The 23,394-nt window shown below is 60.2% G+C and carries 18 protein-coding genes; 6 read left to right on the top strand and 12 right to left on the bottom strand.

Annotated features, from left to right (window positions below; genetic code table 11):
* Positions 1-16: 16 nt before the first annotated feature.
* The 4 genes from ACWR1S_RS01605 to uvrD all read right to left on the bottom strand — a co-directional run bounded on the left by ACWR1S_RS01605 (position 17) and on the right by uvrD (position 4,381).
* Positions 17-424 (bottom strand): SMI1/KNR4 family protein, encoded by a 408-nt coding sequence (locus ACWR1S_RS01605; protein WP_003187120.1) that lies wholly within the window; start codon positions 422-424, stop codon positions 17-19.
* A gap of 138 nt (positions 425-562) precedes the next feature.
* Positions 563-1,438: a Tim44 domain-containing protein gene (locus tag ACWR1S_RS01610; protein ID WP_454562217.1), complete on the bottom strand. Its 876-nt coding sequence runs from the start codon at positions 1,436-1,438 to the stop codon at positions 563-565.
* A 177-nt stretch (positions 1,439-1,615) separates the two neighbouring features.
* A complete protein-coding gene (locus ACWR1S_RS01615) occupies positions 1,616-2,056 on the bottom strand; it encodes an EamA family transporter (protein WP_016984014.1) in 441 nt (146 codons plus the stop codon).
* A gap of 141 nt (positions 2,057-2,197) precedes the next feature.
* Positions 2,198-4,381, bottom strand: a complete 2,184-nt coding sequence (gene uvrD / locus ACWR1S_RS01620; RefSeq protein WP_454562218.1) for a DNA helicase II — start codon at positions 4,379-4,381, stop codon at positions 2,198-2,200.
* Between the two features lie 257 nt (positions 4,382-4,638).
* Between uvrD and ACWR1S_RS01625 the strand changes: the two genes are divergently transcribed.
* From ACWR1S_RS01625 to ACWR1S_RS01635, 3 genes are all read left to right on the top strand, one after another.
* The gene (locus ACWR1S_RS01625) at positions 4,639-7,509 is read left to right on the top strand and encodes a putative bifunctional diguanylate cyclase/phosphodiesterase (RefSeq protein WP_454562219.1); all 2,871 of its coding nucleotides are present in this window, start codon (positions 4,639-4,641) and stop codon (positions 7,507-7,509) included.
* A gap of 127 nt (positions 7,510-7,636) precedes the next feature.
* Complete coding sequence (hexR, locus tag ACWR1S_RS01630) at positions 7,637-8,503, top strand: transcriptional regulator HexR (protein WP_008078846.1); 867 nt, start codon at positions 7,637-7,639, stop codon at positions 8,501-8,503.
* 236 nt (positions 8,504-8,739) lie between these two features.
* Positions 8,740-8,943 (top strand): PA3496 family putative envelope integrity protein, encoded by a 204-nt coding sequence (locus ACWR1S_RS01635; protein WP_454562220.1) that lies wholly within the window; start codon positions 8,740-8,742, stop codon positions 8,941-8,943.
* Here ACWR1S_RS01635 and ACWR1S_RS01640 read toward each other — a convergent pair.
* Entirely contained in the window at positions 8,885-9,847 is a 963-nt protein-coding gene (locus ACWR1S_RS01640) for a LysR family transcriptional regulator (protein WP_454562221.1), read from the bottom strand. The two genes, ACWR1S_RS01635 and ACWR1S_RS01640, sit on opposite strands and share 59 nt — an antisense overlap.
* A gap of 190 nt (positions 9,848-10,037) precedes the next feature.
* Here ACWR1S_RS01640 and ACWR1S_RS01645 point away from each other — a divergent pair, with 190 nt between their 5' ends.
* A complete protein-coding gene (locus ACWR1S_RS01645; protein WP_025112637.1) occupies positions 10,038-11,453 on the top strand; it encodes an acetyl-CoA carboxylase biotin carboxylase subunit in 1,416 nt (471 codons plus the stop codon).
* A gap of 11 nt (positions 11,454-11,464) precedes the next feature.
* On the top strand, positions 11,465-13,273 hold the full coding sequence (oadA, locus tag ACWR1S_RS01650) for a sodium-extruding oxaloacetate decarboxylase subunit alpha (protein ID WP_016984008.1): 1,809 nt from the start codon (positions 11,465-11,467) through the stop codon (positions 13,271-13,273).
* A 119-nt stretch (positions 13,274-13,392) separates the two neighbouring features.
* On the opposite strand, the gene ACWR1S_RS01655 is transcribed toward oadA, so the two are convergent.
* From ACWR1S_RS01655 to ACWR1S_RS01670, 4 genes are all read right to left on the bottom strand, one after another.
* Positions 13,393-15,621 carry an autotransporter outer membrane beta-barrel domain-containing protein gene (locus tag ACWR1S_RS01655; protein ID WP_454562222.1) on the bottom strand — a complete coding sequence of 743 codons (2,229 nt, stop codon included), beginning with the start codon at positions 15,619-15,621 and terminating at the stop codon, positions 13,393-13,395.
* A gap of 199 nt (positions 15,622-15,820) precedes the next feature.
* The gene (locus ACWR1S_RS01660; protein WP_454562223.1) at positions 15,821-18,778 is read right to left on the bottom strand and encodes an autotransporter outer membrane beta-barrel domain-containing protein; all 2,958 of its coding nucleotides are present in this window, start codon (positions 18,776-18,778) and stop codon (positions 15,821-15,823) included.
* Positions 18,779-18,859: 81 nt separating this feature from the next.
* A complete protein-coding gene (locus ACWR1S_RS01665) occupies positions 18,860-19,699 on the bottom strand; it encodes an amino acid ABC transporter permease (protein WP_454562224.1) in 840 nt (279 codons plus the stop codon).
* Entirely contained in the window at positions 19,696-20,517 is an 822-nt protein-coding gene (locus ACWR1S_RS01670) for an ABC transporter substrate-binding protein (protein ID WP_454562225.1), read from the bottom strand. Before ACWR1S_RS01670 ends, ACWR1S_RS01665 begins: the two co-directional genes overlap by 4 nt.
* A 113-nt stretch (positions 20,518-20,630) precedes the next feature.
* Here ACWR1S_RS01670 and ACWR1S_RS01675 point away from each other — a divergent pair, with 113 nt between their 5' ends.
* Positions 20,631-21,530 carry a homocysteine S-methyltransferase family protein gene (locus ACWR1S_RS01675; protein WP_454562226.1) on the top strand — a complete coding sequence of 300 codons (900 nt, stop codon included), beginning with the start codon at positions 20,631-20,633 and terminating at the stop codon, positions 21,528-21,530.
* A 99-nt stretch (positions 21,531-21,629) separates the two neighbouring features.
* On the opposite strand, the gene ACWR1S_RS01680 is transcribed toward ACWR1S_RS01675, so the two are convergent.
* From ACWR1S_RS01680 to ACWR1S_RS01690, 3 genes are read right to left on the bottom strand one after another with little or no spacing between them, the layout of a single operon-like run.
* Positions 21,630-22,301 (bottom strand): GNAT family N-acetyltransferase, encoded by a 672-nt coding sequence (locus ACWR1S_RS01680; protein WP_454562227.1) that lies wholly within the window; start codon positions 22,299-22,301, stop codon positions 21,630-21,632.
* A gap of 12 nt (positions 22,302-22,313) precedes the next feature.
* Positions 22,314-22,760 (bottom strand): N-acetyltransferase family protein, encoded by a 447-nt coding sequence (locus ACWR1S_RS01685; RefSeq protein WP_454562228.1) that lies wholly within the window; start codon positions 22,758-22,760, stop codon positions 22,314-22,316.
* A gap of 10 nt (positions 22,761-22,770) precedes the next feature.
* On the bottom strand, positions 22,771-23,394 hold the full coding sequence (locus ACWR1S_RS01690) for an FMN-binding negative transcriptional regulator (protein WP_454562229.1): 624 nt from the start codon (positions 23,392-23,394) through the stop codon (positions 22,771-22,773).

Consider the following 23,394-nt stretch of genomic DNA (forward strand, 5'->3'; position numbering starts at 1 on the left):
GGGGGCGGCTGGCCGATCAGCTTTCCAGCCAGACGTCCCGCGCCCAGTGCCACACCGATTCCCAGGTTTCCTCGGCAATCAATTCTTCTTCGGCTTGCCACAGCACCACTGTGCCGTCTTCTTCGACACAGTAGTAGTCGTCGCCGTCCTGACAGATTGGAATCAGGCTGCGATCAACCCCGGCATCCCAGGCGTTGGCGGCAACATCCGGCAAGTAGGTGTGGGATTGCGGGTCGGTGACAGTCACCGGTTCGAGGCTGCCATACACCACATCGCTGACGGTCAGCAAAAACTCTCTGAAGACAAACGGAATGTCGATGAACAGCTGTTCTTCGATTTCGACCAGCAGATCTTCGTCAGGCAATTCCAATGGAACCGGCACGGGTTCGTTGGCTTCACGCAGTTGTTCGATGATTTCTTCCACGTCCGGGATCCTCTTGCTTGAATGGCGCGGTTTATATGGGCCGGTTTATACAGTAGCTCGCTATAGATGCAACCGCGAAATAGAAAACCCCAGCCGAGGCTGGGGTTTTTATTACCGCAAGTGAAGCGTCGGGAGGGATCAGCCGTTCTGGCGGATACCGGCAACCAGCCAAGGCTGGTTCTCGCCCTGCGGACGCTCCATGTTCCAGCTTTCGCTGAACACTTCGCCCTGATCGAAGCGCGAAGTCTTCGACACACCGCTGAAGGTCAGGGTGGCGATGGTCTTGTCAGCACGGTCATCGACGCCATCCAGTTGAACCTGGAGGTTGTCGATGTAGGTCGACTGGAACGCGTCGCCCAGATCTGCACGCTCGCGCTTGAGGAACTCGAGCATTTGCGGGGTCACGAACTCGGCGATCTTGTCCATCTCGTTAGCGTCCCAGTGCTGCTGCAGCGCCTGGAAGTGGCTGCGTGCAGCTTCAAGGAAGTTCTGCTCGTTGAACCAGGCTGGCGCATTGATCACCGGACGAGCGGCAGCAGGTGCAGCCGAACCACCGAAGATCGAACCCATGGCAGCAGGCTTCTGCTCGAACACTTCACGCTGCATTGGTGCGCCGGCCGGAGCGAACTGCTCCTGCTGCTTGCGTCGACGTGCAGCGATGAAGCGGAAGATCACGAACGCGATCACGGCCATGATCAGGATGTCGAAGATCTGCATGCCCTGGAAGCCGCCGCCCATGAACATGGAAGCGAGCAGGCCACCGGCGGCGATACCGGCCAGAGGGCCGAGCCATTTCGAAGCACCGCCGGCCTTGGCCGCAGCGCCAGCGGCACCGGCAGCACCTGCGGTCGCAGCAGCGCCGCCGACACCTGGAGAAGATGGAGCCATTTGGCTGGTCTGGTGCGTCGGCGCAGCGCCGGCGCTTTTGCCACCACCAAAGCGCTTGGCGTTGGCGTCGAGGCTCATCGTCAGGCCGATGCACAACGCCATGGCGATGCTAAGAAAACGTTTCATAAAGGGAATTCCCGTTTGTGGAGACACGCGCGCCATGTTGCACAGCTGAAGTGTTACTGGCTAGCGAGAGAGTGTTTCGGGCTTTTGCCTGACAGGTTACGTTCAGCTCGGTCGGGGCAATAAGGCCATGTACATTTGGCTGTAGGAAACGGAGACAGGTTCAGTGGGAAAACGTGCTTAGCGACGAAACGCCAGCATCACCACACCGGCCGTGATCAGGCCGATACCTCCCCATTGGCGCAGGTCAAGTTTCTCACCCAGCAGGATCACGCCAAGCACCGCCACCAGCACTACGCTGAGTTTGTCCACCGGTGCGACCAGCGAGGCCGGGCCGACTTTCAACGCGCGGAAGTAGCACAGCCACGACGCGCCGGTGCCCAGGCCGGACAACAACAGGAACAGGTAGCTTTTGGCGGAGATTGATCCCAATGACTGATATTGGCCCGTTGCGTACAAAATCAAGGCCAGGCTGACCAATACCACGATCGTGCGCAGTAGGGTGGCGAAGTCGGAATTGACGTTTTCGATACCGACTTTGGCGAAAATCGCCGTCAATGCGGCGAAAGTGGCCGAGAGCAGGGCCCAGAATGTCCAGGAAGAAAAGAAGCCTGAGCCCATGGAAATGTCCTTGTTCGATTATCCACCGCCAAACCCTGTGGGAGCGAGCCTGCTCGCGAACGCCGCACCGCGGTCTATCAGATCAACCGCGGTGATTTCATTCGCGAGCAGGCTCGCTCCCACAGAAAAGCGAAATCGGTCTTAGATCGCTTCCAGCTTGGCGTAGCCGAGCATCAGCCACTTGCTGCCTTCGCTGAAGTTCACCTGCACCCGTGCCTGCGCACCGGCGCCCTCGAAGTTGAGGATCACGCCGTCACCAAAAATCGAATGGCGTACCGCCTGACCGAGGCTGAAACCCGTTTCCGGAATCTCGCTGCCACTGAACAGGTTGCTGCCGCTCATCGACTGATTACCGCCGAATGGACGGCTGACACTGTTCGACAGGCGCACTTCCTGAATCAGGCCCTTCGGTACTTCGCGTACGAAACGCGAAACCTTGTTGTAGGTTTCGCTGCCGTACAGGCGTCGGGTTTCAGCATAGGTCATCACCAGATTCTGCATCGCCCGGGTGATGCCGACGTAGGCCAGGCGCCGTTCTTCCTCAAGGCGCCCCGGTTCTTCCAGGCTCATCTTGTGCGGGAACAGGCCTTCTTCCATACCCACGAGGAACACGTAAGGGAATTCCAGACCTTTGGCGCTGTGCAGGGTCATCAACTGAATGCTGTCTTCATGCTCGTCGGCTTGGGTGTCGCCGGCCTCCAGCGAAGCGTGGCCAAGGAATGCCGCCAGTGGCGTCAGTTCTTCGTCCTCTTCGGTGTTCTCGAAGTTGCGCGCGGCGCTGACCAGTTCCTCAAGGTTTTCTACCCGTGCCTGACCTTTCTCGCCTTTTTCCGCTTCGTGGTAGGCAATGAGGCCGGATTGCTCGATGACGGTTTGTGTCATCAGGTGCAGCGGCATTTCCATGCACTTGGCGGCGAGGTTTTCGATCAGCTCGATAAACACACCCAGCGCACCGGCGGCGCGACCGGTCAGGCCTTTATTGGCGACCAGTTGGCGCATCGCTTCCCACATCGACACATCGCTGTGGCGCGCGTGATCGCGGATGGCCTCGACGGTTTTCTCGCCGATGCCACGGGCCGGCACGTTGATCACCCGTTCCAGCGCCGCATCGTTGCCGCGACCTTCGAGCAAGCGCAGATACGCCATGGCGTTCTTGATTTCCGCGCGCTCGAAGAAGCGCTGACCACCGTAGATACGGTACGGAATGCGCTCGCGCAGCAAAGCTTCTTCGAGAACGCGCGATTGGGCGTTGGAGCGGTACAAAATCGCGATATCGCTGCGGGCCAAGCCGGTTTTCAGCGCGCTTTCGATGGTTTCGACAACGTAGCGTGCTTCATCGTGTTCGTTGAACGCGGCGTACAGATTGATCGCTTCGCCATCGCCGCCGTCGGTCCACAGCTCTTTGCCCAGGCGTCCGGTGTTGTTGGCGATCAGGGCGTTGGCGGCCTTGAGGATGCCGGCGGTGGAGCGGTAGTTCTGTTCCAGACGAATGGTCACCGAATCCGCGAAGTCGGAAGAGTACTGATGAATGTTTTCGATCTTCGCGCCGCGCCAGCCGTAAATCGACTGGTCATCGTCGCCGACCACCATCAGGCTGTCGCCGCCCTTGCCGAGCAGGCGTAACCAGGCGTATTGCACGGCGTTGGTGTCCTGGAATTCGTCCACCAGAATATGCCGGAAGCGCTTCTGATAATGCGCCAGCAGGCCCGGGTGATCGCGCCACAAGTCGAGGGCACGCAGCAGCAGTTCGGAGAAATCGATAACCCCGGCACGCTGGCACGCCGCCTCGTAGGCCTCGTAGATTCCGCGCATGGTCGCCAGATACAAGTCGCCGCTGGCCTGAATATGTTGCGGCCGCAGACCTTCGTCTTTCTGGCCGTTGATGAACCACTGCGCCTGACGGGCTGGCCAGCGCTGCTCGTCCAGACCCAGCTCGCGGATCACCCGCTTGACCAGCCGTTGCTGGTCGTCGCTGTCGAGAATCTGGAAAGTCTGGCTCAGTCCGGCTTCCTGCCAGTGCGCCCGCAGCAAGCGGTGCGCCAGGCCGTGGAAGGTGCCGACCCACATGCCGGCCGGGTTGATACCCAGCAACTGCTCGATGCGATGACGCATCTCCGCAGCAGCCTTGTTGGTGAAGGTCACCGACAGAATGGAGTGGGGCGAGGCGTTTTCAACCTGGATCAACCAGGCGATACGGTGCACCAGCACTCGGGTTTTACCGGAGCCAGCACCGGCCAGGACCAACTGACGGCCAACGGGGGCTGCTACGGCCTGGCGTTGGGCATCGTTGAGGGAGTTCAGCAGAAGGGAGAGATCATCGCGCATCGGGGCATTCTAGGGTGCGCCGCAGGCCCGGGCAAACCGAGCTTTGCATTAGCCGATGAAAGTCCTGTCGATGACGACCGGTCAGTCACTGGCTACAAGCATCGGCCCGCCGCGCTCCGAGGGTTTTACCGGTGCCAAAGGGTGGAAAAGTTTCGCTGAAATTGTGATCTGGAGCAGTTTGGCAACGGGAGCTGCTTGTGTATGCTCCGTCCACGTTTCGGGCGCACGCCCTCCTTATAAGAACAAGAACGTTGCCCATGACCCTCAGCTCTGAACTGTCGGGCCCCTCCGTGGAACCCCGGGTTATCCGCAAGCACTATGCCGTCGAAATGGCGGTCGAGCGTACGCGTCTGCTGTATCAGGGCTCGTTGTTGCCCACCCTGTTTATGTTGATCAATGGTCTGGTCTGCGCCGCTTTGCTCTGGAGCCCGCAGCGCTACTTTGTGGTCAGCGTCTGGCTGGTGTGGTTGTTGTCGCTGGTGGCGTTGCGGGTGATTCAGGTCGCCGCGTTCGACTCGGCGATCCCTGACCGTCAGGCGCAGCCGATCTGGCGGCGGATGTTTCTGCTTGGCTCAACCATGACCGGCCTGACGCTGGCCGGTGCCGGCATTGCCCTGGTGCCCGCCGACAACTTCATGCAGCAAGCCTGGGTGTTCGGCCTGATCGGCGCTGCAACCCTCTCGGCCAGCGTTGCCTACGCGGTGAGCCTGCCGGCGTTTCTCTCCTTTACCTTGCCCTGTCTGCTGCCGGCGATCGGCTTTCTGTTCTGGGGCGGCGATGAGCAGGCACGCGGCTGGGGCTGGCTCGGGTTGATCCTGCTCGGCTCGCTGAGCGTGGTCGCGTGGCAGGTCAATCGCCTGATTGATCGCGGCTTGCTGCGGCGCTTTCAGAATCAGCATTTGATCGAACACCTGCAACAGACGCAGTTGCGCAGCGAGCAGCTCAATCTGGAGCTGGCCAAGGAAATCGACCACCGGCGCTGTGCCGAGGGCAAGTTGCGTGAAGCACAGGTCGAACTCGAAGACCGCGTTGCTCAGCGCAGCCGAGAACTGGACGCTGCCAATCAGGCCCTGAGCAAAAGCGAGGCGCGGCTGGCGCTGGCGTTGAAGGCCAGCGAGTTGGGGCTGTGGGACTGGAACCTGCAAACCGACGAAGTCCACCACACGCAGATTCAGGAGTTGTTCGGCCTCGCTCCGGAATACGTCACGGCGCTGTTGCGCGACCTCAAGCCACGTCTGCATCCAGACGATGTGCCGACGCTGAAATACGCGTTGATCGAGCATTTGAAGGGCCGCACCGAGGACTACCAGATCGAATACCGCGTGCGTCACAGCGATGGCCACTGGGTGTGGATCGAGGACCGGGGCCGCGCGGTAGAGCGCAGCGACAGCGGCCGGGTGATCCGCATGGTCGGCACCCGCCGCGACATCAGCGCCAGCAAAAGCCTCGAAGAGCAGCAGCGCCTGGCGGCGACCGTATTCGAAGCGGCCAGTGAAGGCATCGTGATTCTCGACCCGAATTACGCGCTGATCGCAATCAATCAGGCGTTCAGCCGCGTCACCGGCTACGACATCGAAGACATGCTCGGGCGCAACGTCGTCGAATTGCCGTGCAGCCGCGATGCCCGCCGTCATTATGTGGCGATCCGTCACGCTTTGGAGCAGCACGGCAGTTGGCAGGGCGAACTGGTGGAAACGCGCAAGAACGGCGAACTGTATCCGCAGTGGCTGCAACTCAATGCGGTGCGTGATGGTCGGGGAAATGTCAGTCACATTGTCGGCTTCTTCGCCGATCTTTCAGCGCGGCGTGAATCCGAAGAGCGCATGCGTTATCTGACTCATTATGACGAACTGACCGGGTTGGCCAACCGCTCATTGTTCCGCGAACGCTTGCACGAAGCGCATCAGCGTTCGCGTCAGGGCCGACGCAGTCTGGCGTTGCTGCACATCAACCTGGATCGCTTCAAGCTGCTCAACGACAGCCTCGGCCATGAGATTGCCGACCAGTTGCTGCAGAAAATGGCGCGCCGCCTGGTCAACGCCTTGCCGGAAGCGGACACCATTGCCCGATTGTCCGGTGATGAATTTGCGGTGCTGTTCGATGCCTACGGCAATCTGTCGAGTCTGGCCCGGGTGGCCACGCGGTTGTCGGCCAAGCTGCGCTTGCCGCTGACCGTGGAAGGCCATGAACTGGTGGTCAGCGCGTCGATGGGCATCAGCATGTTGCCGGACAACGCGCGGGAAATTTCTGCGCTGGTCAGCCAGTCGAACATGGCCATGCAACATGCCAAGCACCTCGGCGGCAACAGCTTCCAGTTCTACACCGACAGCCTGCAGGCCAGCACCCTTGAGCGTTTGCAACTGGAAAACCAGTTGCGTAAAGCCATCGAAGACAAGCAGCTGAAAGTGTTCTATCAGCCCAAGCTGTGCCTGGAAACCGGACGCGTGAATGCGGCGGAAGCGTTGGTGCGCTGGGATCATCCGACCATGGGCCGGGTGCCGCCGGGAGACTTCATCGGGCTGGCCGAGGAAACCGGACTGATCGGGCCAATCGGCGAATTCGTTCTGCGTCAGGCTTGCTGGCAGGCTTGCGAATGGCAGCGCCAGGGGCTGGAGCCGATCCGCGTTTCGGTGAACCTGTCGGTGCATCAATTGCGCCAGGGCAAGCTGGTCAGTCTGGTGCGGCAAGTGCTGGAGGAAACCGGGCTGGCGCCGCACTACCTCGAACTGGAACTGACCGAAAGCCAGTTGCTCGACAGCGTCGAACACATCATCGCGACCTTCCAGCAATTGCGTGATCTGGGGGTGAAACTGGCGATCGACGACTTCGGCACCGGCTATTCGTCGTTGAGTTACCTCAAACGTATTCCGGTGGATTACGTGAAGATCGATCAGGCGTTCATTCGCGGGTTGGGTGAGGGCAGTGAAGATGCGGCGATCACTCGCGCGATCATTGCCATGGCTCACGGGCTGTCACTGAAAGTAGTGGCTGAAGGCGTCGAGCGACAGGATCAGCTGGAGTTTTTACGCGCCGAGCGTTGCGATGAGGTGCAAGGCTATCTGATCAGCCGCCCGGTGGAAGCTGCCAGTCTGGCCGGGCTTTTGCGTAATCAGGAAAAACCGCTTTAAGGGCTACATGCACCCCATCGCGCCTGATATGGGGACATGGAGTTACGCATTGAGCAGGCAAAAAGCCAATTCATGTAGTATAACTACAAGCGTGCTACATCCTTGCCCATAAGAAGAGTCCAGCCCCTTGAATCTGCTGCAACACATCGCCCAATCACGTCACCTGTTACGCAAGTCGGAGCTCAAGGTCGCCGACCACGTGCTGCTTGACCCTGCGGCGGTGATGCACAGTTCCATGGCCGACCTGGCCCACAGTGTCGGCATCAGCGAGCCGACCATCGTGCGCTTCTGTCGCGCCATCGGTTGCTCCGGTTTTCAGGATCTCAAACTCAAACTGGCGCAAAGCCTCGCGGCCGGTGCCAGCTTCGGTCAGTTCGCGATCCATGAAGACGATTCGGTTGCCGATTACAGCCTGAAGATTTTCGACACCACGTTGCACACCCTGATGGAGGTTCGCGAGAAGCTCGATCCGATCGAGTTGCAGCGTGCGGTGACACTGATGTCGCAGGCGCAGCGGGTCGAGTTCTACGGCTTTGGTGCATCGGGTGCAGTGGCAGCGGATGCACAGCACAAGTTCTTCCGTTTGCTGCTGACGGCGGCGGCGTATTCCGATCCGCACATGCAGGCGATGTCGGCGGTGACGTTGAAGCCGACCGATGTGGCGATCTGCATTTCCCAGTCGGGGCGTTCCAAGGATCTGCTGATCACCGCCAATCTGGTGCGCGAGAGCGGCGCTTCGCTGATTACCTTATGCCCGAGTCAGACGCCCCTAGCCGAATTGTCGACGGTCAATCTGGCGATCGATGTGCATGAAGACACCGAAATCTATACGCCGCTGACCTCGCGCATTGCGCATCTGGTGGTGATTGATGTGCTGGCGATGGGCGTGGCCATGGCGCGCGGGCCGAGCTTGGTTAACCACCTCAAGAGCGTGAAGCGCAGTTTGCGCAGCCTGCGCTTGTCGCCTAAGGCCGCCAAAGCTCTGGATGACTGATGACTCACGTCATCCAAGGTCGTTCCGACCTTAATCGCGAGCAGGCTCGCTCCCACATTTGATCTCGGTATGACACAGAATTTGTGTTCACAGAAGATCCCTTGTGGGAGCGAGCCTGCTCGCGAAGGCGTCCTCAAAAACACCGCAAGTTTCATCGCACTGTCATCCCCGCGCAGCCAAACCGTCATCCCCGCCGCCTATCGTGAAACTCCCGTCATCGCCTTGGGAGACTCGAAATGGCTCAGCCTTACGAAGAACGCAACAGCGCCGCGAAAACCCGTCGTCAGCAAGAAGACCAGCGCCGCATGGAATTTCGCCGCGCTATCGAAGATCGCTTCGAACTGCGCCAGCTTCAGGCCGAAATCGGCGACTTTCCCGAGATCACTCACTGGCAGGCAGCGACCGCAGCTTCCCGTCGAAGCGCTCAACCAGCGCGCTGATCTGCACCCGTTCGCTGCGGATAAACGCCAGGAAGGCGTGTGCTACCGGTGACAAGCGTTTGGCTTTGGCTTGCACCAGGCACCAACTGCGCAGCAGCGGCAGTTCTTCGACCGGCAACTCGACGAGTCCGCCGGTCGCCAGTTCCAGGTTCAGGGCATGGCGTGTCAGCAGCGCCAGGCCCAGACCCGCTTGCACGCATTCACGCTGCGCTTCGGCCGAGGCCACTTCCTGGGTCTGGGTGAAGTGCACGCGCTTCTCCTTGAAATACTCCTCGCAGGCCAGTCGCGTACCCGATCCCGGCTCGCGGACCAGCAGCGTGTACGGTTCAAGATCCTGCAAGCGCAGCGGGCCCATGTGCGCCAATGGATGATCCGGGCGCGCCACCGCGACAATCGGGTTGTTGAGGAACGGCAGGAATTCCAGGCCCATGTCCTGCGGCACCATCGACATGATCACCAGATCGTCGCGGTTGTCCGAGAGCCTGCGGATCACTTGGCCACGGTTGACCACAGTCAGTTGCAGATTCACTTCCGGATGCTGGCGTTTAAACGCGGCGAACAGGTGCGGCACGAAATATTTGGCGCTGGATTCCACCGCCAGTTTCAGCTGACCCTGCAGCGAACCCTGCATGTCTGATAGCTGCATATCGAGGTTTTCCAGGCGTCCGAAAATGTCCCGACTGGCGCGCTGGAGCGCTTCGGCCGCCTCGGTCATGTAGAGTTTTTTGCCGACATAATCGAATAATGGCTGGCCGATCAGCTCTTCGAGCTGACGAATCTGTAGGCTGACGGCCGGTTGTGTGAGGGACATTTCCTCGGCTGCGCGGCTGTAAGAGCGTAAATCACACACTTCGTTGAAGATCTGCAATTGACGCAATGTCATACGCATCAAGGACTTACGCATTTTTTACAGGCTCTGACGGCTGGCGGATGCTTCAACTATAAGTCTTTACTTATGCCTGACCCAATTTTTATTCATTTTTGTTAATCCTTCATGAGCGCTAGTGTGGACCTGCGACTAAATTGAAACATTTGGTCACGCGTCGACCTGGGTCTAGCAGGTCGTGGTGCCACCGGCTCAAGGGAACCTCCAAGTGATAACAAAGATCCTGATCGCCAACCGTGGTGAGATTGCCGTACGAATCGTGCGAGCCTGCGCCGAAATGGGCATTCGCTCGGTTGCGATTTTTTCCGACGCCGACCGTCATGCGCTGCATGTGAAGCGAGCGGATGAGGCCCATAGCATCGGTGCCGAGCCACTGGCCGGTTATCTGAACCCGCGCAAACTGGTGAACCTGGCGGTTGAAACCGGCTGTGATGCACTGCACCCCGGTTACGGTTTCCTTTCGGAAAACGCCGAGCTGGCTGATATCTGCGCCGAACGCGGGATCAAATTCATTGGCCCTTCGGCAGAAGTCATTCGCCGCATGGGCGACAAGACCGAAGCGCGCCGCAGCATGATCAAGGCCGGTGTGCCGGTGACGCCGGGCACCGAAGGCAACGTCGCTGATATCGAAGAAGCCTTGGCCGAGGGCGACCGCATCGGTTACCCGGTGATGCTCAAAGCCACTTCCGGTGGTGGCGGTCGTGGTATCCGTCGCTGCAACAGCCGCGAAGAACTCGAACAGAATTTCCCTCGGGTGATTTCCGAAGCAACCAAGGCCTTCGGTTCTGCCGAAGTGTTCCTGGAAAAATGCATCGTCAATCCCAAGCACATCGAAGCGCAGATCCTCGGCGACAGCTTCGGCAACGTCGTGCACCTGTTCGAGCGTGATTGCTCGATTCAGCGTCGCAACCAGAAGCTCATCGAAATCGCCCCGAGCCCGCAACTGACCCCGGAACAGCGCGCCTACATTGGCGACCTGTCGGTGCGTGCGGCGAAGGCTGTGGGTTACGAGAACGCCGGTACTGTGGAGTTCCTGCTCGCCGAGGGCGAGGTGTACTTCATGGAGATGAACACCCGGGTTCAGGTGGAACACACCATCACCGAAGAAATCACCGGGATCGACATCGTCCGCGAACAGATTCGCATCGCCTCCGGCCTGCCGTTGTCGGTGAAGCAGGAAGACATTCAGCACCGTGGTTTCGCCTTGCAGTTCCGTATCAACGCCGAAGACCCGAAGAACAACTTCCTGCCGAGCTTCGGCAAGATCACCCGTTACTACGCCCCCGGTGGTCCGGGCGTGCGCACCGACACAGCGATCTACACCGGCTACACCATTCCGCCGTTCTACGACTCGATGTGCCTGAAGCTGGTGGTCTGGGCGCTGACCTGGGAGGAGGCGATGGACCGTGGCCTGCGTGCGCTGGACGACATGCGCCTGCAAGGCGTGAAGACCACTGCCGCGTACTACCAGGAAATCCTGCGCAACCCGGAATTCCGTAGCGGCCAGTTCAATACCAGCTTCGTTGAAAGCCACCCTGAACTGACCAACTACTCGATCAAGCGCAAACCCGAAGAGCTGGCCCTGGCCATCGCCGCCGCCATCGCCGCCCACGCAGGCCTGTGAGGAATACAACAATGTCCAAGAAGATCTTCGTTACCGATACCATCCTGCGCGACGCTCACCAATCGCTGCTCGCCACCCGCATGCGCACCGAAGACATGCTGCCGATCTGCGACAAGCTCGACAAAGTCGGCTACTGGTCGCTGGAATGCTGGGGCGGCGCGACGTTCGACGCCTGTGTTCGCTTCCTGAAGGAAGATCCGTGGGAGCGTCTGCGCCAACTGCGCGCGGCGCTGCCTAACACCCGCCTGCAAATGCTTCTGCGCGGGCAGAACCTGCTCGGCTATCGTCATTACAGCGACGACGTGGTCAAAGCCTTCGTCGCCAAGGCGGCGGTGAATGGCATCGACGTGTTCCGCATTTTCGACGCGATGAACGACGTGCGTAACCTGCGCGTGGCCATCGAAGCAGTGAAAGCTGCCGGCAAACATGCCCAGGGCACCATCGCTTACACCACCAGCCCGGTGCACACCATCGATGCGTTCGTGGCGCAAGCCAAGCAAATGGAAGCCATGGGCTGCGACTCCGTGGCGATCAAGGACATGGCTGGTCTGCTGACCCCGTACGCCACTGGCGAACTGGTGCGTGCGTTGAAAGCCGAGCAATCGCTACCGGTGTTCATCCACTCGCACGACACGGCGGGTCTGGCGACCATGTGTCAGCTCAAGGCGATCGAAAACGGCGCCGACCACATCGACACCGCGATCTCCAGCTTCGCGTCGGGCACCAGCCACCCGGGCACCGAGTCGATGGTCGCTGCACTCAAGGGCACCGAGTACGACACCGGCCTGAACCTCGAGCTGCTGCAAGAGATTGGCCTGTACTTCTACGCCGTGCGCAAGAAGTACCACCAGTTCGAAAGCGAATTCACCGCCGTCGACACCCGCGTGCAAGTCAACCAGGTGCCGGGCGGGATGATCTCCAACCTCGCCAACCAGTTGAAAGAGCAGGGCGCCCTGAACCGCATGGCCGAAGTGCTGGCGGAGATCCCGCGTGTGCGTGAAGACCTCGGTTTCCCGCCGCTGGTGACCCCGACCTCGCAGATCGTCGGCACTCAGGCGTTCTTCAACGTGCTGGCCGGCGAGCGCTACAAGACCATCACCAACGAAGTGAAGCTGTACCTGCAGGGCGGCTACGGCAAAGCGCCGGGCGTGGTCAACGAAAAACTGCGTCGTCAGGCCATCGGCAGCGAAGAAGTTATCGATGTGCGTCCGGCCGATCTGCTCAAGCCGGAAATGACCAAGCTGCGCGCTGACATCGGCGCACTGGCCAAGTCGGAAGAGGACGTGTTGACCTTCGCCATGTTCCCGGACATCGGCCGCAAATTCCTCGAAGAACGTGCCGCCGGCACCCTGACCCCTGAAGTGCTGCTGCCAATTCCTGAAGCGGGCGGTGTAACGAAGGCGGGCGGCGAAGGCGTACCGACCGAGTTCGTCATCGATGTGCACGGTGAAACCTACCGCGTCGACATCACCGGTGTCGGCGTCAAGGCTGAAGGCAAGCGTCACTTCTACCTGTCCATCGACGGCATGCCGGAAGAAGTGGTGTTCGAACCGCTCAACGAATTCGTCAGCGGTGGCAGCAGCAAGCGCAAACAAGCCTCGGCGCCGGGCCACGTCAGTACCACCATGCCCGGCAACATCGTCGATGTGCTGGTCAAGGAGGGCGACACCGTCAAGGCCGGCCAGGCTGTGCTGATCACCGAAGCGATGAAGATGGAAACCGAAGTCCAGGCAGCGATTGCCGGCAAGGTCACTGCGATTCATGTGGCCAAGGGTGATCGGGTCAATCCGGGCGAAATCCTGATCGAGATCGAAGGCTGAGATAACGGCCGCGATCCAACGCTTTAAACCTCGGGGGGGCATGTGCTCCCCTTTTTTTTGCGTTTTTTTGATCCTGTAGGAGCAGCCTTCGGCAGCTCCTACAAAGAATGTTGTGTCAGTTAGAACGCCATGCGCCATTGGCCCATCACGCCGTGGGTGCGGCTGTCAGTGGCCATTTCACCGGTAAGACCCACGCCGACAGAGTGATTGGCTGACAGACCAAGATCGAGGCCGGCATCCACCGACAGGCTGTTTCGATCCAGCGCTGCACCGGCAACCTCAAACCGCTTGCCACCCTTGACCAGTTGCTGGCGGGTGCCGCTTTCGATCTCGCCAAAGGTGTGTTTCCAGCCGGCACTGAATCGCGGCGTCAGCGTCATGCCGTTATCCAGTCGAGTGATTTTCGCCGTACGCAGGCCGAAGGTGCTGCTGAGGTTGTCGCGGGTTTGCCCAAAGACTTTCAGCGCCGCATCCCCACCTTTTTCGCTGTAGCTGTCGCGCTGGTAGCGCTGATAGCCGAGGCTGGCGAACGGTTCGAGCGTTGCGTTGTGCCGGCCAACATTGACCGCCAGTTCGGCAAAGGCTTGCTGGGTGTTGGCGTCGTAGCTGCCCTTGAGGCGGTCGCTGAACCCGTTGAAGGCTACTCGCCGCTTGCTGTCACCGTCATGGCTGGCATAGGTCGCTCCGAGACGCAGTGAGAACGGTCCGTCCTGACGCACGGCGTAGGCACCGAGGTGCCAGCTGTCGAGATCGCCATCGTATTGCCGGGCATCGAGTCGGGTTTGCGATTTACCGCCGACCAGGCCGATATGCCATTGCTCGTCGAGCCGCCAGTCGGCGCCCATGACCAGACCCTGGGTCGCGTGTTTGAGGGTGCTGTCGAACTCGCGATCGACCTTGCCGCCATGGCCGAGCGCCTGAATCCACACCCGTCCGGAATCGGCGCCGCCGGCGGCCTGACGCGGTGAATTGCCGGAGTAGGCAGAGCCGTAACGGCTGTTCAGTTGCTGCATGGCCGAGAGCATGCTTGCGCTCACCGGAGTGATGCTGCTCAGCGTGGCTTTGGCGAGGTTGGCGTTGCTGCCGGCGGCGAGCTGTTCGATGGCGACGGGGGCGGTGGTTTTGTCACTGGTCAGCAACGCGGCGACTGCTGCGTTTGTGGGTTTAAGTGGCGCAGGAGCGGGCTGTTCGGCGGTCTCGTTAACTTGCGCAGTCAGAGGTTCGTCCTGCACTGGCGATGGGGCGGACTCTGCAACGAGAGTCGATGCTGACGTCGGAACTGGAACTGGAACTGGAACTGGAACTGGTGCGGATGCCGTCAATGGCGTTGGCGTTGCGAATGGCGCAGGCGCTTGTGGTTCGACAATGCTGTCGGCAACTGCACGACCGTTGGTAGTTGTGGCAACGCTCGCAAGCGGCTCACCGTTACGGGCGTAAGTCAGTCCGACGGATTTTTTGTTGTATTGAGGTGTGGCTGTCATGAAGGCCAGGTCGTTCACAATCGTGCCGAATTTACCTTCTACGCTGCCAGCTTCGATGATTTTGTACTGGCGGCTTGATGGGTACTCCCCCGAAGTAGCGACAATTTTCAGGGTGGCATCATCAAGCTTGGCTGCACCATCGACCTTGATCGTCTGACTGCCGACAGGACTGACCTCATAAGCCAGTTCGGCGTTTGGGGAAAAGCTCAGGTTGCCTTTCACCCGCGGACTGCCGTGCAATTCATTGACCGTGAGCAGGCCATTCACGTGCAGATTTCCTACCGTACCCTTGCCCGCAAAACTGCCTCCTTTCTCTACTTGTACGTTGCCCTTGATACTTCCCCTGTTGAAAAGCTTGCCGGCGCTAATCGCGCCTCCCTCTATGGCGCCCAGGTTTGTCAGCGTACCGCTGGGCTCTACCAACACGCCTTCCTTGAAGTCTCCCTTGCTGCTTATCGTCCAGTCTCCCTGGACGAGATGCAATCCATTGAGATTACGGGTGTCTTTTAGCGTGCCGCCGTTAGAGGCATTCACTACCAATACGTTTTTCCCCTCGCCGCCATCTAACCGCCCACTGACGGAGGCGCCGTCATTGAGAACGATCAAATCGTTGACTGCTGCACCTTGGAAAGTACTTTCGGGTGTATCGAGCACGATGGGCACAGTGTTTTTATCGCCAATAAAACGCTGAATACTTTCGAGAGCCTCCTGATATGAGCCGATTTCTGGCAGCTCCGGCACGTTTATGTCGGGGAGTGACTCGGCTACGTCAGGCTGCTGCTGAGCGTTAGCAAGCTGTAAACCGCCAAGTGCCAGCGCAACGGCTAGAGCCAAATATTTCGGTGCGAATTTGTGTTGAGCAGACATTCAGTTTGATCTCTGTTGATGGGAGACCAAACTTTATTGATGCACCGAAAAATCCGATGTCGGCTGCTTCCCGTAGGCTTGCAGGCGACATCGCATCGTTTTGTAGAAAATGACCGCGAGATCCGCAACCAGGATTTTTACTCGGCCGCAGCGGCTCCTTTTCCTACGGCCATTCAAGACCCCGCCGGCTGTTCAGCCCTCAAAAACTCATCTGCCACTGACCAATCAACCCGTGGTTGCGGCTGTTGCTGCCGATCTCACCGCTGTATCCCACACCCAGCGTATGCCGCGCGGAAATCCCCACATCGAGGCCGGCTTCCAGCACCAGGCTGTCACGATCCAGCGAGCTGCCATCGACACTGAACGCCGTGCCGCCAGTCACAAACGCCTGACGCGTCGAGCTGCCGACATCGCCGTAGGTGTGTTTCCAGCCAGCGGCCATGCGCGGGGTCACGCTCATGCCGTTGTCCAGGCTGCTCAAGTGCGCCAGGCGCAGGCCGAAGGTGCTGCTGAAGTTGTCTTGGGTCTGGCTGTCGACTTGCAGCGCGGCGGCGCCACCTTTTTCCTTGTAGCGGTCGCGGTGGTAGCGCTGATAACCGAGATTGGCGAACGGCTCGGCGCTGAGCCGGCCGCTGCCCATGGCGTAGCCGAGTTCGGCGAGGGCTTGCTGGCTGTCGGCGTCGTAGTCGCCTTTCGGGCGGTCGCTGAAACCATTGAAGGCGATGGTGCGTTTGCTTTCACCTTGATGACCGCTGTACGCCGCGCCGAGGCGCACGGCGATCGGGCCATTCTGATGCAGCGCGTAGACGCCGGCATGCCAGCTCTCTACGTTGCCGTCGACGCCGGTCGCATCCAGATCGGTTTTTGAATAGCCGCCCAGTACACCCAGGCGCCATGCCGGATTCAGTGACCAGTCGGCGCCCAGCACACTGCCCTTGGTGCGTTGCTCCAGACCACTGCTGCCGTGTTCGCCATCGAGCTTGCCGTAGCCGCCGATGCCTTGCAGCCAGAGCCGGCCGCGCGCGTTCGGATCATTCAGATTGCGCGTTTCGGACGGCACGCCATTGGCTGCCAGCACGGGGGTGTCGCGTTGATCGAGACCGACCATCAAACCCGGGCTGCCGCCCATTTGCTGCATCGCCGAGAGCATGCTGGTGCCGACCTGACTGCTGGCGCCGAGGGTGGCGCTGGTCAGGCTGGCGTTGCTGGCGCCGGCCAGTTGTTCGATTGCAGCGCCGGCGCTGTTTTGGCTGGTATTGAGCAAGGCGTTGTACAGCGCACTGTTTTTGCCGATCGAGGCCAGGCTGTTGGCGGCGTTTGTACCGTTGCCGGTCGTGGCGAACGCATTGAAGGCCACGTCATTGCGGGTGTAGGTCAGGTCGACCTGGGTGGGCGTGTAGGCGAGGGTCGGCGTCAGGAACGCATAGTCGCTGGTGACTTTGCCGAAGGTGCCGTTGACCTGCGCCGCTTGCAGCACGGTGTAATGGCTCTGCCATGGATACGTGCCGCTGCCGGGATTTACCGCGAGCGTTGCGCCATTGAGACTGGCGATGCCGCCGACCTGTACCGGCGCGCTGCTGCCATCGGCATTGACGCCGTAGGCGAGGGTGGCGGTGCTGGCCATGTTCAAATCGCGAACGATGGTTGCGCGACCGAGGTGGGTGTCGGTGCGCAATGTGCCGTTGACGGTGAGGCTGCCCACCGAACCGCCACCGGCATACACACCGCCTGCGTCGACGCTCAGGTTGCCGACGATGCTGCCTTGGTTGACCAGTGTTGCGCCGTTGCGCACCGCGCCGCCGTCGCTGAAATCATCATGGCTGGTCAGCGTCCACGCGCCTTGCTTGACCTCCAGCCATTCGAAGTTGCGACTGGCGCCGAAGCTGCCACCGGCCGCGTCATCCATCACCACCCGGTCGTAACCGCTGCCGCCATCCACCACGCCGACAAAGCGACTGCCATTGCGCAAGCTCAGACTGTCGTTGCCGGCACCCAGATCCAGCGCCAGGCCATTGCTGCCGCTGATCGTGCCGCCGTTGATGACGCTGTCGGCGAATTCACCGACGAACTTCACGCCGAAACCGTTGAGACCTTGGATGGTGCCGAAGTTTTCCAGAGTGGTCGCCGCCAGTCCGGAGCCGCCACTGCCATCGTCGACCAGAATGGCGCTGTCGGCACCGCTGATCAAAGCATTACTGGCGTTGAGAATGTAGCCACCACCGAGGGCAATACCTTCGCTGCCGTTGGCGAAACCGCCCTTGTCGACACCACCCGCACCGACGCCTTGAATGGTGCCGTAGTTTTCGATGTGGGCGATCTTGTCGATGTCCACGCCATCGCCGTCACCGTTCGCTTGCAAGCCTGAGTAAGCGCCAGTAATGGTGCCGTGGTTGATCACGGTGCCATCGCCATCGGAACCGAAGCCGGAACCATTACGGCCGGTGATCTGCCCGTAGTTGATCAGCGTCGCGCCGAGATCGGTGGTGATGCCGTGACGTCCAGCGGAAATCACCCCGTAGTTGGTCACGCTGACACCGCTCGCGGAATCGATATCGATGCCGTCGAATTTCTCGTCGGCATTGTGCGAATCGCCGGTGGAAATCTCGCCGTAGTTAGTGATCGTCGCGTTGGCGCCGGTCTTCATGCCGTCGCTGGCGTCGCCGCGAATCAGCCCGCCGACGCGGTTGATGATGGTGGTTTTCACGCCGTCACTGCGTAGCGCATCGAGGTCCAGACCCTGGCCGGTGGTGGAGCGGATCACCCCGCTGTTATCGATCAACAGACTGCCGCTGACGAAATTGCTGTCGATGCGCAAAGCGTCGTTGGCGCCGAGAATCTGCCCGCCGCTGCGGTTGTAGATGGTGTAGTTGCGTGCCTTGCTCAGGTCGCCGCTGCTGTCGATCGCGCGGCCCCCCGTGGAAATGATTTTGCCCGCGTTATCGATCACTACACCTACGCCGCTGGTGCTGTCCTTCAGGCTTACCGTTTTGCCACTGTTGATGATGCTGCCGGGTGCGGAAATCGTCAAAGTGTCGCTGCCACCCAGCGTTTGTGCTGCCGTGGTGGCGGTGTCGATCTGCACGGTTTTGCCGTGGGCGGTGGTGGCGGTGATCAACAGGGCAATGGCGAGGGACAGACGCTGGGGCGGGAACGGCATGAGTGGACGGCCTTCTTGTTATAAGCGGGCCGTCCTGTATAGCGAAGGGTTTTTACAGAATGATGTCTTTGAGGTGATGAGTCACTGATCGCGACGCACGTAAGCCTTGCCGTAATGCCGCTCCATGCGCGCCTGAATCAACTCCAGGCCAATCGACATCAACCAGTAAATGATGGCCGCCGTCGTCAGCATTTCGATGTAGCGGTAGCTTGAGCGCCCGTATGACTGGGCGAGAAACATCACTTCCCAGACGCCCATCACCGAAATCAGTGACGAGTCCTTGAGCATCGAGATGAACTGGTTGGTCGTGGGCGGGATGATTGTGCGCATGGCTTGCGGCAGGGTGATGCGCCAGAAAATCACTGTCTCGCGCATCCCCAGTGCCAGCGAAGCTTCGCGTTGGCCGTGGTCGACCCCGAGGATGCCGGCACGAAAGATTTCGCTGAGATAGGCGCCGTAGTTCAGTGAAAGGGCAATGATGCCCGCGACGATGGCGCCAGGCACGATGCCCAATTGCGGCAAGCCCAGGTAGATCAGCAGGATCTGGATGAGCAGTGGCGTGCCGCGAAAGAACGAGGTGTAAAAACTGGCGATGCCGAACGCCACCGCGCTTTTCGACAGGCGTGCCAACGCCGTGATGAAGCCCAGCAGGGACGAGGCGACAATCGAGCACAGACAGAGGAAAAGCGTCAGCGCCGCACCCTGTAGAAAACCGTTGGGCGCCAGGTGCAGGCCGACCAGATTGGGCAGTTTGTCGAGGATGATCGAGAACTTCAGGTCGAAGCTCAGGAAGAACCCGGCGAATAGGCAGAACAGCGCTGCCCATGTCAGGTACAGCCGCGTACGAAAACCGAACATCCGTTGCAGGCGAGTTTCAGCCACCGGTTGCGGTGGCTGGGGAGGTGTCGGGAAAGAAGTCATTGGCTGATATCAGCGCCGATCCATTTTTGCGACAGCTTGCTCAGGGTGCCGTCCTGTTTCAGTTGCGCGAAGACTTCACGCACCTTGGCGTCCCATTGCGCGTCACCCTTTTCGATGGCCACCGAGTTCGGCTCCGAGTACAGCGGCGCACCGGCCAGTTTGAAGCGGTTGTCTTGGTTCAGGCGTGGCTGCGCGGTGACGAGGTTGGTGAGGATCGCATCCAGGCGCACGCCGGCGCCCAGGCCCAAGTCCTGGAAGGCGACGTTGTCGGTGTCGTACGGCGCGATCTGCACATCGTCGAACGGGTACTGCAGCTGCGTGTCTTCGGCGCCTTCAATGACCAGGTTCTTGTTCAGATAGCTTTCGTAACTGGAAGCGCTGGTGAGGCCGACTTTTTTGCCACTCAGATCCTTGGCGTCGTGGATCCGCTCATCCTTGGCGTTGACCACGATCACTGCCGGCGAAGCGTAGTACTCGACCGGGAAATCGAACACTTCGGCGCGGGCCTTGCTCGGCGTCATCGAGCAGATGCAGATATCGTAGCGCCCGCTCCAGCGGCCGGCCGCAATGACGTCCCAGGACGGTGTTTCCAGTCGCAGCTTGACGCCTAACTTGTCAGCCACGGCTTTGGCGACATCAACGTCGAAGCCATCAAGTTGATTCTGGTCATTGAGAAACGAGAACGGCGGATAGCTTTCCATCAGCACACCGACCAGTTCTTTCTTTTGCTCGATACGGTCCAGTGTCGTGCCCGCAATGGCTTGCGTGGAGGCGGCCAGAATCGTCAGGCCCAGGGCCAGTAGCGGTTGAAATTTCACAGTCGATCCCTGAGTAAAAAAGAGGTTGTTTTTAACGGAATGGTGCGTATTAAATAGTTATAAGAACGACTCTGATAGTGAGTTATTTTCATAAGCATATGAGTGAAAAGCATATGGGCGCAGGCAGCACGATTATTCTCGATGGTGGCATGGGCCGTGAGTTGCAGCGCGCCGGTGCGCCATTTCGTCAGCCTGAGTGGTCGGCGCTGGCATTGAGTGAAGCACCGCAGGCTGTCGAGGCGGTACATGCCGCGTATATCGCCAGTGGCGCCAATGTGATTACCACCAACAGTTATGCCGTGGTGCCGTTCCATATTGGCGAAGCGCGTTTCGCCGCTGAAGGGCAGGCGCTGGCCGCGTTGGCCGGTGAGCTGGCGCGACGTGCAGTGCAAGCCTCGGGGAAATCCGTGCGGGTGGCCGGCTCATTGCCGCCGCTGTTTGGCTCCTATCGTCCGGATCTGTTCGAGGCCGCACGAGTGACCGAGTTGCTGGCGCCCTTGGTCAATGGCCTGGCTCCGCATGTTGATCTGTGGCTGGCGGAAACCCAGAGTTCGATCATAGAGGCGCGAGCCATTCACGCCGGGTTGCCGAAGGATGGCAAACCGTTCTGGTTGTCGTTCACCTTGAAGGACGAAGACACCGATGAAGTGCCGCGCTTGCGCTCTGGCGAACCGGTTGCCGAAGCGGCGGCGGTGGCGGCTGAGTTGGGCGTCGAAACGTTGCTGTTCAATTGCAGTCAGCCGGAAGTGATCGGTGCCGCGATCGATGCGGCGCGTGAAACCTTCGAGCGTCTGGGGGTGAAGATTCGAATTGGCGCTTACGCCAACGCGTTTCCGCCGCAGCCAAAAGAAGCCACGGCCAATGACGGACTTGATCCGCTGCGCGAGGATCTTGATCCGCCGGGTTACTTGCATTGGGCAATTGATTGGCAGCAGCGTGGCGCCAGCCATTTAGGCGGTTGCTGCGGCATCGGGCCGGAACACATTGCGGTGCTGGCGCAAAAGCTGGGGTGAACAACAGATCAAAAGATCGCAGCCTGCGGCAACTCCTTGGGTGAACGTCAATCCCGTGTAGGAGCTGCCGCAGGCTGCGATCTTTTGCTTTTCAGGTAATCACGATCGGCACTCGACCAAGCCTTTCACCTGCCCGTCGGACGTCTGATTTTCATCCGACAGCCACTGCTCGAATCCTGCCGCAATCGCCGGCCACTCGCCATCCAGAATCGAGTACCACGCGGTGTCGCGGTTCTGGCCCTTGACCACCATGTGCTGACGGAACACGCCTTCGAAGCTGAAACCGAGGCGCTCGGCAGCGTATTTGGAACGGGCGTTGCCGTTGTTGCACTTCCATTCGAGGCGGCGGTAGCCGAGGTCGAAGGAATGTTTGGCCAGCAGGTACACCGCTTCGGTGCTTCTCGGCGAGCGCTGCATCGGCGCGCCGAAGGTGACGTGGCCGATTTCGATACGACCCTGGGCCGGGACGATCGACATCAGGCTGAGGATGCCTTGCACCTGAGCGCTGGCGCGGTCGATCACAGCGAAAAAATACGGGTCGCTGGCGGCCGCGTGGTTGTTCAGCCAAGCGTCGAAAACGCTGCGTTCCGGGAACGGGCCGTAGGGCAAGTAATCCCAGAGTTTCGGGTCGGCGCCGGGGCCTTCGAGTGCGGCGAACAACTCGTCGCCGTGACGCGCCGGATCGAGTCGTTCCAGGCGAATGAAGCGGCCTTCAAGCAACGTGGCGGTGGGGGCGGGGACGCCTTTCCAGTCAGCGAGTGATGCGGTCATGCGTGCGTCTCCTTAAAGGGCTTTGCGAAACTGGATGAAGCCCGGGCGTTCGGCGATGCGCTCATAGAGCTGGATCGCGGTGGCGTTGGATTCATGGGTCAGCCAGTGCACTTTGCCGCAGCCGTCAGCCTTGGCGGTGGCATAAACGTGTTCGATCAGCAGGCGTCCGACACCGCTGCCACGGGTTTGCGGCATCACCAGCAGATCCTGCAGGTAGCAGGAGTTTTCGATGCTCCAGTTCGAGCGGTGATAGATGTAATGCACCATGCCCACGGCTTTACCGTCGGCCCAGGCCAATGCCGCGTGGGTCGGTTCGCTCGGGTCGAGAAAACGCTGCCAGGTGCTGTCGGTTACAGCGTCAGGCAGTTCGGTGTTGTAGAACTGCAGGTAGGCCTGCCACAGCGGTAGCCACGCGGCGCGGTCATCGGCGCTGACCTGGCGAATGTCGATCTGACTCATGGTGATTTCCTTAGCGCATCAATCGGGCGAGGGTTTGATCATTGATTTCCGGGCTGGCAGCGAGGCCTTCGCGCACGCCGGCAATGTCTTCGGCGCTGCGGTTCTGGCTGAGTTTGCGCTTGCCTTCGAGGCGGTCGATGGGAATGGCGAAACCGACAATCGCCTTGAGCATGCCGTCGATGTAATCGGCGGGCGCATCGGCGACGGACCACGGCTGCGCACGGCCCGCTTCGTGACGGTCGGTCAGGGTGCTGACGATGTCGAGCAGGCGCCCGCCGTCGCTGAAGGTTTCGGCGTGGCCATAAGCGTGCACGGCGATGTAGTTCCAGGTCGGCACGACTTTGCCGTGCTCGGCCTTGCTCGGGTAAAAGCCCGGGCTGACGTAAGCGTCGGCGCCGGCGAAGATCAGCATGGCTTCAGCGCCGTCGCGCAGGTCTTTCCATTGCGGGTTGGCGCGGGCCAGGTGCCCGTACAGCGTGCCGTACTCACCTTGTTCGCAATGCAGCAGCACCGGCACATGGCTGGCCTGCAAACCACTGTCGCCATGGGTGACCAGAATGGCGAGGCGGGTGGCAAGAATCAGTTCGTGCAGTTGGGACAAGTCTTCGATGGCAAAAGCGCGTGGCGTGTACAT

Source organism: Pseudomonas sp. AIG (assembly GCF_977020205.1).